The following is a 4368-nucleotide window of genomic DNA, read 5'->3' as shown; positions in this document are numbered from 1 at the left end:
TATCTATTTTGCCCGTCCGGATTCCGTCGTAGACGGTGCGTCGGTTGCGTTTGCCCGTCAGGAGGCAGGACGCTATCTGGCAGAAGAATATCCGGTAGAGGCAGATGTCGTCGTTGGTGTGCCGGACAGCGGCATTCCGGCTGCGATTGGTTATTCCAAGGCATCAGGCATTCCATATGATGTCGGTCTGATTAAAAATAAATATATCGGCCGAACCTTTATTCAGCCTGGTCAGGACAAGCGCGAGCGTTCTGTCCGCATCAAGCTGAATGCTCTCCGAAACAATCTGGAAGGCAAACGTGTTATCCTCGTGGATGACTCCATTGTCCGCGGCACAACCTGTGCGCGTCTGGTAAAGATTCTGAAAGACGCTGGTGCGAAGGAAGTGCACATGCGCATTTCGTCCCCTCCGTTCCTGCATCCGTGCTTCTTCGGCACAGACGTACCGGATCGAGAGTATCTGATTGCGTATGGCAGAACAGTAGAGGAAATCCGTAAGCTGATTGGCGTAGACTCTCTGGGTTATCTGTCTTTGGAGGCAACAAACAAAATTGCAGTCGGCGCCAAGTGCGGCTTCTGCAACGGATGCTTCAGCGGAAAATATCCGATCGAAGTTCCGGACACCGTTGAAAAGAATATTTTTGAAAGTGGGATTGGTGAAAATGGTTAATAGTCGTTCTGAAAGTTACAAGGCAGCAGGTGTAGACGTTACTGCAGGTTATGAAGCTGTCAAAAAGATGAAGCCGTTTGTCGAAAGCACTTATATTCCTGGCGTACTCGGTTCGATCGGCGGCTTCGGCGGCATGTTTGAACCGCCGGTACAGGGAATGGAGCATCCGATTCTGGTTTCCGGCACCGATGGTGTTGGCACCAAGCTGAAGCTGGCGTTCCTGATGGACAAGCATGACACGGTTGGCATCGACTGTGTCGCTATGTGTGTCAATGATATTGCGTGCTGTGGTGCACAGCCGCTGTTCTTCCTCGACTATATTGCTGTCGGCAAGAACTATCCGGAGCGCATCGCTGAGCTGGTCAAGGGCATTGCAGACGGCTGCCGTCAGGCAGGCTGTGCGCTGGTCGGCGGCGAGACCGCTGAGATGCCGGGCTTCTATCCGGTAGATGAGTACGACATGGCAGGCTTCTCTGTTGGTCTGGTAGACCGCGATAAGATGATCGACGGCTCCAAGCTGGCAGCTGGCGATGTCCTGATCGGTGTTGCATCTTCCGGCGTACATTCCAACGGCTACTCTCTGGTGCGTAAGACACTGGGCATCAATGAGAAGTCGGTACAGCGTTATATCTCTGAGTTTGGCAAGACGCTGGGCGAAGAGCTGCTGACTCCGACCAAGATTTACGTCAAGACGATTCAGTCTCTGATTGCCGCTGTAGACGTCAAGGCAATGAGCCACATCACCGGTGGCGGTTTCTATGAAAATATTCCGCGTATGCTGCCGGACAACATTTGCGTTTCCATTGAAAAGGCTGCTCTGCCGACACCGGGCATCTTCAAGATGATTCAGGAAGTTGGCAAGATTCCGGAGCGCGACATGTACAACACCTTTAACATGGGCGCAGGTCTGGTTGTCGCTGTTCCGAAGGAGCAGGCTGACAAGGCACTGGAAGCAATCGCCGCAGCAGGCGAGACCGGTTACATCATCGGCGAGTGCAAGACCGGCGAGAAGGAAGTTCAGTTATGGTAAATATCGCTGTTTTGGTATCCGGCGGCGGAACCAATTTACAGGCGATTCTCGATGCACAAGCACGGGGGGACATTCACAACGGCAGAGTTTCTGTCGTTGTGTCCTCCAATGATAAGGCGTATGCGCTGGAACGCGCCAAAAAAGCAGGCGTTCCCGGCGTTGTGCGCCGCAAGAAGGACTATGCTTCCGGAGCGGAATACTGCCGGGCACTTGCGGATTTCCTGCATGAACAGGACATCGGCTTGATTGTTTTGGCTGGTTTTATGACCGTGCTGGATGAGGACTTCTGCAAAGAGTTTGAGAATCGCATCATCAATGTACATCCGTCGTTGATTCCGTCATTTTGCGGGGATGGCTTCTATGGTCTGCATGTCCATGAAGCGGCGCTCGCAAAGGGCGTCAAAGTGACCGGTGCCACCGTGCACTTTGTCAATGCCATCACAGACGGCGGTCCGATTATCGCACAGAAAGCCGTAGAGATTGAGCCGAATGACACGCCGGAAGTTTTGCAAAAGCGTGTCATGGCACAGGCAGAGCATATTTTGCTGCCGCGGGCGGTCTCTCTGTTTTGCGAGGGCAAGCTGTCTGTTTCGGATGACGGTATTGTTTCGATTTCTGAATAAAACGCAACGATATAAAGGAAGATTTTATCATGGAAATTTTTGATCTTGGCGCACTGCTGCGCGAAAACAGCTATCCGGGCCGCGGCATCGTTCTGGGCCGCAGCGCAGATGACAAAAACGCAGTGATTGCATATTTCATCATGGGCCGCAGCGAAAACAGCCGCAACCGCATTTTTGCGGAGACGGAAGACGGCATCCGCACGGAAGCGTTTGACCCGTCTAAGATGGTTGACCCGTCCCTGATTATTTATCATCCGGTTCGCGCATTCAATGGTGCGACCATCGTCACAAATGGCGATCAGACCGATACCGTTCGCGACGGTCTGGCAGCAGGTAAGAGCTATATTGAGGCGCTGCGCACCCGTCAGTTTGAGCCGGACGGCCCGAACTACACCCCGCGTATTTCCGGCGTTGTTGAGCCGAATGGTGCGTATGAGCTGTCTATTCTCAAGAGCTTTGACGGCGATCCGGCGTGCAACAAGCGCTTTTTCTTTGAGTACGATGCACCGCGTGCAGGTCTGGGTCATTTTATCCATACCTACAAGAACGATGGCAATCCGCTGCCGTCCTTTGAGGGCGAGCCGGAGACCGTTCGCATCGAAGGCGACTTACAGACGTTTGCCGATATGGTATGGGACAACCTGAACGAAGAGAACAAGGTTTCCCTGTACGTAAGCTTCATTGATCTGGAGACCGGCAAGGCTTCCAGCATCATCCGCAATAAGCACTGCTGAGAGGAGTTTCCCATGACTGAGCTTGAACTGAAATATGGCTGCAACCCGAACCAGAAGCCGTCCCGTATTTATATGGAAGAGGGCGAACTGCCGATCAAGGTACTGAACGGCAGACCGGGTTATATTAACTTTATGGACGCATTCAACAGCTGGCAGCTGGTGCGCGAGCTGAAGGCTGCTACCGGTATGGCTTCCGCTGCTTCTTTTAAGCACGTCAGCCCGGCTGGTGCGGCTATCGGCAATCCGCTGTCTGATGTTGAAAAGCAGATTTATTTTACCGATACACTGCCGGATGAAGAGCTGTCTCCGATTGCGTGTGCATATATCCGTGCCCGCGGCGCAGACCGCCTGTGCTCTTACGGCGACTGGGTTGCTCTGTCCGATGAGTGCGATGCACAGACGGCAACCTATCTGAAGTATGAAGTATCCGACGGTATTATTGCACCGTCTTATTCCGAGGAAGCACTGGAAATCCTCAAGACCAAGCGCAAGGGCGGTTATACGGTCATTCAGATCGACCCGACCTATGAGCCGGCTCCGATTGAGCGCCGCAATATCTTTGGCATCACCTTTGAGCAGGGACACAACAACCTGAAGATTGACGAAGAGATGCTCACCAATATTGTGACAGAGAACAAGGATCTGCCGAAGCAGGCAAAGCTGGACATGATTGTCTCTCTGATTACGCTGAAGTATACCCAGTCCAACTCGGTTTGCTATGTCAAGAATGGTCAGACCATTGGCGTTGGTGCAGGTCAGCAGAGCCGCATCCATTGCACCCGTCTGGCTGGCAACAAGGCAGACAACTGGATGCTGCGTCAGCATCCGAAGGTTCTGGGCCTTCAGTTCGTTGACGGCATTCGCCGTCCGGATCGCGACAATGCGATTGATGTATACATCTCGGACGAGTACGAAGATGTTTTGGCAGATGGCGTATGGCAGACCAAGTTCAAGGTAAAGCCGGAGCCGCTGACCCGCGAGGAGAAGAAGGCATGGATTGCAACCCAGTCTGGCGTAACCGTTGGCTCGGATGCATTCTTCCCGTTTGGTGACAATGTAGAGCGCGCAAAGAAGTCTGGCGTTGCTTACATCGCACAGCCGGGCGGCTCGATTCGTGATGACAACGTTATCGACACCTGCAACAAGTACGGCATCGTTATGTCGTTCACTGGCATTCGTCTGTTCCATCACTAAGAAGCAAAAAATAATAAAAGTCAGGTGCGTCTTTGGCGTGCCTGACTTTTGGCAGTTATAGAAGGAGGATTTCCAATATGAAAGTACTGGTAATCGGCAGCGGCGGACGCGAACATG

At 52.7% G+C, this 4368-nt stretch carries 5 protein-coding genes; all 5 read left to right on the top strand.

The window, feature by feature from the left end; genetic code table 11:
* A partial coding sequence (locus tag ACR0P9_RS08390) for an amidophosphoribosyltransferase (RefSeq protein WP_432619151.1) occupies nt 1-670 on the top strand: 670 nt, incomplete at its 5' end.
* Nucleotides 663-1700 (top strand): phosphoribosylformylglycinamidine cyclo-ligase, encoded by a 1038-nt coding sequence (gene purM, locus ACR0P9_RS08385; protein WP_432619149.1) that lies wholly within the window; start codon nt 663-665, stop codon nt 1698-1700. The genes ACR0P9_RS08390 and purM, both read left to right, overlap by 8 nt.
* Complete coding sequence (gene purN, locus ACR0P9_RS08380) at nt 1694-2323, top strand: phosphoribosylglycinamide formyltransferase (protein WP_432619147.1); 630 nt, start codon at nt 1694-1696, stop codon at nt 2321-2323. The genes purM and purN overlap by 7 nt, the downstream gene beginning before the upstream one ends.
* Before the next feature lie 29 nt (nt 2324-2352).
* The gene (locus ACR0P9_RS08375; protein ID WP_432619145.1) at nt 2353-3057 is read left to right on the top strand and encodes an IMP cyclohydrolase; all 705 of its coding nucleotides are present in this window, start codon (nt 2353-2355) and stop codon (nt 3055-3057) included.
* A 12-nt stretch (nt 3058-3069) separates the two neighbouring features.
* Nucleotides 3070-4251, top strand: coding sequence for a phosphoribosylaminoimidazolecarboxamide formyltransferase (locus tag ACR0P9_RS08370; RefSeq protein WP_432619143.1), 1182 nt, complete (start codon nt 3070-3072; stop codon nt 4249-4251).
* Nucleotides 4252-4368: the final 117 nt, after the last annotated feature.

Origin of the sequence: Butyricicoccus sp. (assembly GCF_050872565.1) — a bacterium.
Taxonomy (GTDB): domain Bacteria; phylum Bacillota; class Clostridia; order Oscillospirales; family Butyricicoccaceae; genus Butyricicoccus_A.
This window is presented reverse-complemented; position numbering and strand designations above follow the sequence as displayed.

Bases quoted from the DNA above. Each gene is read 5' to 3' on its own strand.
- ACR0P9_RS08375 (WP_432619145.1), top strand. From the start codon at position 2,353: ATGGAAATTTTTGATCTTGGCGCACTGCTGCGCGAAAACAGCTATCCG.
- purN (WP_432619147.1), top strand. From the start codon at position 1,694: ATGGTAAATATCGCTGTTTTGGTATCCGGCGGCGGAACCAATTTACAG.
- ACR0P9_RS08370 (WP_432619143.1), top strand. From the start codon at position 3,070: ATGACTGAGCTTGAACTGAAATATGGCTGCAACCCGAACCAGAAGCCG.
- purM (WP_432619149.1), top strand. From the start codon at position 663: ATGGTTAATAGTCGTTCTGAAAGTTACAAGGCAGCAGGTGTAGACGTT.